Raw genomic sequence first — 4429 nt, forward strand, 5'->3', positions numbered from 1 at the left:
CAACATGGCCGGAAAAGGCGGGCAATCCCATGATAGATAATACAAAACCAAAGTCGACAGCCCTTGCGACGCGTGGCCTGACGGAACGGCTCGGCAATGAACTGCGCTTTGTGCCCGTGGCGCTTGGGCTGGTCGCGCTACTGATCTTCTTTTCCTTTCAGTCGGATGTCTTTCTGACCAGCCGCAACCTCAATAACCTGCTGATTCAGTCCACGGTAACCGGGATCATCGCTCTGGGGTTGGTCTTTGTTCTGCTCACCGGTGAAATCGATCTGTCTGTGGCCGCTACCTCCGGCGTCGCAGCGGTGTTCATGGCCAAAATGGTTGTGGATGCCGGGCTCCCGATCCCCCTCGCCATCCTCCTGGGCGTGGGGATCGGCCTGCTCATCGGGGCTGCATCGGCGCGATGGATCACGCTGCTTGGCGTGCCCTCGTTTGTGGTTACGCTTGGGGTGGGACTCTTGCTCAACGGTGTGCAATTGCTGCTCCTGCCCAATACTGGGCGCTACAACCTTCTCAATACCGGCGTCGAGAACCTGGCGGCGACCTATGTGTCTGGCCTTGGAGCGTGGGCGCTGGTGTTGAGTGCCATCGCGATTTTTGCACTGATCCGGCTGACAACCTTCCGTTCACGGCAACGCGCGGATCTACCCGCCTCGCTTGGCGGCGCCGTTCTCTTTCCAGTGGCAATTGTCGGAGCAGTGCTAATCGCTCTCTTACTGTTCCTAGAAAACCAGCGTGGTTTACCGATGCCGGTGATCCTGTTTATCGGCTTGCTCGGCGTCATGTCCTACATTGCCCATGAAACCCGGTTTGGCACCTATCTCTACGCCATCGGTGACAATGCCGAAGCCGCGCGACGTGCTGGAATCAAGGTCGATCGGATCAAGATCACGGCTTTCGCCATTGCCGGCGGCCTGGCGGCTTTCGGCGGTATCCTCTCGGCGTCGCGTATTCTCGGTGTCTCGGTCTCCTCCGGCGGCGGGGTCGGTGGCGGAGCATTGCTCCTTGAAAGCATCGCTGCTGCTGTCATTGGTGGTGTTAGTCTATTTGGCGGCCGCGGAATGGTGATTGGTGCGCTGTTCGGGGCGCTGATCATTGGCACGGTATCCAACGGCCTCAATCTGATGGGCGTGGCCAATGAAGCGCGGTTGATTGTAACGGGCCTTTTGCTGGTCTTGGCCGTATCCATTGATCGCGGCATTGAGAAACTGGCCGGTCCAGCCGGATAGACCAGTCTTGCCTGTTACATGATGATCGTCTTTGCCAATGTGTCCCAGTTCTTGATCTTGCGGGGCGGGTGCGGCCTTGAACGGCATGTGTCCTGCAAAATCGCAAGGCAACACCGTTCCCGTGTTTCCGTCTTCTTCAGGGAGGACAGTGCGGGTTTCACACAGCGCCACAACTGCGCGTGCAATGATTTCGCATCTAGAAAGGTGTCCGCCCGATCCAGCACCTGCTATCGGCGTAGTCTCCCCATTCATGCAGCGCCAACGACGCACAGGCGATCTTTGAGGAAATCGACAGGATCCGCGACCAGCGGCTGTCATGCTGCCCTTGATTGACCTGAACCAAGCGAACGACCCACGCGTGCACCTTGGGGAAATCCATGTGCGCTGTCGTGCTCGCACTCCTTTCTCCTGCTCAAGAGTTGGAGCCTCCGCCACCAGGTGCGGTTCACGGCATCTTCAAGCCCGTTTTGACGGTCGACAGCGCGTCTGATCCTGCGCTCACATTTTGCTGGCGAAGTTTTCGTTCAACAAGATGGATGCTGACTATGCGCGCACCTTTCTGTTCCGTTCCAGAAAGCGACGCCAGCCACCAAGTCCGCTGATGTCTTCGGCATGACCCAAGCCACTGGCTTCGCAAAGGAAGCCCTTCACCTGTGCTCCATCCTCGATCTCGACGGTGCCAATGACCAGCGGCGCAGGAATACCTGCGATGAAATCGCCCATGGCCTCTTTCGGGATGGCCCAAACCTCTATTGCGATAGAGGTGCCGTGTTCATCGTCGCAACGGTAAAGGCCTGGACGGGCCGGAGGTCCGCCTGGCAGGGCATAAAGGGCGTAGCAGGGCGCCGTCTGTGTGGCTTTCAGAAACCGCGCTCCGCGCGATGTCAATTCATGGCTGAGCGGCAAGCCCGACATATGGGCGCCGCAGACAGCAAGTGTCATCTCGCTCGCGGACAAGGGGGCAGGCTGCGGGTTTGGCAGATCGGGCGTCTGGATCCCTGTCGCCCCAAGCATGGGCCGGCGGGTGTCGGTCAGACGCTGCCCTTGCGCCGCAATCGCGCCATCCTCGCCTGCGGGCGCGATCAGTGTCACGCCTCCAGGCCGACCGTCGCGGCGCGGGCCGGTTGGCACCGCAAGCGCACAGAGGTCCAGAAGGTTCACGAAATTGGTGTAGGTTCCCAAGTTGGAATTGGGCGTGACCGGGTCGACGTCAAGTGCGGCGCGCGTGACGAAACTTGGGATCGTCGGGACACAGAGCATGTCGGTGCGGTCGAGGATCGGCGCGCAGTCGCGGCGCAAATCCGCCAGCCGGTAAAACCCGTTGAAGGCATCCACCGCGCTCTGGCCCTCGGCCTTGGCGATGATGTCGCGGGTCACTGGATGCACGGCCTCTGGCCGGGTTGTCATCATGCCTTCGATGGCGGCATATCGCTCGGCGATCCAGGCGCCGTCATAAAGCATCTGTGCGACGTCGTAGAAGGGCGTGAAATCGACCCGGTCGATCCGTGCGCCGCCTTCGGCCAGCGTCGTCAGCGTCGCCTCGAAATCCGCCGCCTGCACGTGGTCACCGAAGAAGATCAGGCTGGCGGCATTCGGCGCCGTGATGCGCGGCGCGGGAGATGCGAGCGGCATTGGGGCCGCAGGCAGGAGGCGGGAATAGGCCTCAGCGGGATCGAATGCGGCAGCGGATCGAAACACGTCATGCGCGTCGGCCACGGTCAGCGCGAAGATCGAGATCGTGTCGAGCGTCCGGCAGGCAGGCACGACACCACTGGCCGATAGCGCGCCGAGGCTGGGCTTCAGCCCTACGATCCCGTTCAGCGCGGCGGGCACGCGGCCCGACCCGGCGGTGTCGGTGCCAAGCGCAAAGGGCACGATCCCATGCGACACCACCACGGCTGAGCCAGAGGACGAGCCTCCCGGCACAATCTCTTCATCCAGCGCGTTGCGCGGAACACCGTAGGGCGAACGCACGCCGACAAGGCCGGTGGCGAATTGATCGAGGTTGGTCTTGCCGATGGGAATGGCCCCGGCCGCACGCAAGCGTGCCACGACAAAAGCGTCGCTGTCGGGGGCATAGGCATAATCCGGGCAGGCGGCTGTCGTGGGCATCCCGGCCACGTCGATATTGTCCTTGACCGCAAAGGGCATCCCCCAAAGTGGGCGGTCGGGGTCGAAGGGACCCAGGGCTTCGGCCTCGGCCGCGAGGTCTTCAGCAGTGGCCAGGTGAATGAAGATCGCCGGATCCTGCACGGCGTCCAGACGTGCAAGGACTTCTGTCATGACCTCTGCGGGTGACACGCCTGCAGCATAGGCATCGTGCAGGGCAGTGAGGGTGAAGGGCAGGTCGGAAAGCGGCGTGGTCATGGGTATGTTCTCTTATTCGGCAGCGGATTTTGCTGCAGGGTCGGTGATGTTGGTTTTCGTGGTCGGGGGTTTGGGAGCTGCGGCCAGCAGGGTGCGGGTATAAGGGTGACTGGGTACGTCCATGACCTGCGTTGCAGGCCCCTGTTCGACGATTTCGCCGCCCTGCATGACGATGACGTGGTCGCACAGAAGCCGCACAACGTTCAGGTCATGACTGACGAAGAGGTAAGTCATGCCAAGACGGGCGCGCAGGTCCGCAAGCAGGTTCAGCACGACCGCCTGGATCGACACGTCGAGCGCTGCCGTCGGCTCGTCCAGGATCAGGAACTTCGGATCAAGCGCGATGGCCCGCGCGATGCCGACCCGCGCCTTTTGTCCACCCGAAAGCTGATGCGGAAAGCGGTCCAGCAACGAAATCGGAAGGCCGCATAGCGTCGCCAGTTCCTCGATCCGCGTCTGCAGGGCCAACCCGCGCAGATCGCTCATCCGAAGGATCGGGTCGGCGATGGTCTGGCGGGCGGAATGGCGGGGGTTCAGGCTGTCGGTGGCATCCTGGAACACCATCTGGATCTGGCTGCGCCGCTTGTCGCGCACGAACCGGTCGGCGGGAATGTCGGCAATGTCCAACCCCTCGAACAGGATATCACCCGATGTGCGGTCCAGCAGCCGCACCAGCATCGACGATGTGGTCGACTTGCCACAGCCCGACTCGCCCACCAGCCCGACGCTTTGTCCTTCGCGAATGGTGAAGGAAATGCCCTTGACCGCGTGGACCGGTCCGGATTTTCCAGGGTAAGTCTTGACCAGGTCGCGCACCTGCACCAGCGCAC

3 protein-coding genes are annotated in these 4429 nt (G+C 61.8%); 1 reads left to right on the top strand and 2 read right to left on the bottom strand.

What is annotated here, in order from left to right; genetic code table 11:
• A partial coding sequence (locus tag ACTIEN_RS21800) for a sugar ABC transporter permease (protein ID WP_439525248.1) occupies positions 1 to 1232 on the top strand: 1232 nt, incomplete at its 5' end.
• Positions 1233 to 1775: 543 nt separating this feature from the next.
• Here ACTIEN_RS21800 and atzF read toward each other — a convergent pair.
• A complete protein-coding gene (gene atzF, locus ACTIEN_RS21805) occupies positions 1776 to 3599 on the bottom strand; it encodes an allophanate hydrolase (protein WP_439525249.1) in 1824 nt (607 codons plus the stop codon).
• Positions 3600 to 3611: 12 nt separating this feature from the next.
• A partial coding sequence (locus ACTIEN_RS21810) for an ATP-binding cassette domain-containing protein (protein ID WP_439525250.1) occupies positions 3612 to 4429 on the bottom strand: 818 nt, incomplete at its 5' end.

The organism is Marivita sp. (assembly GCF_051859345.1).
Taxonomy (GTDB): Bacteria; Pseudomonadota; Alphaproteobacteria; order Rhodobacterales; family Rhodobacteraceae; genus Marivita.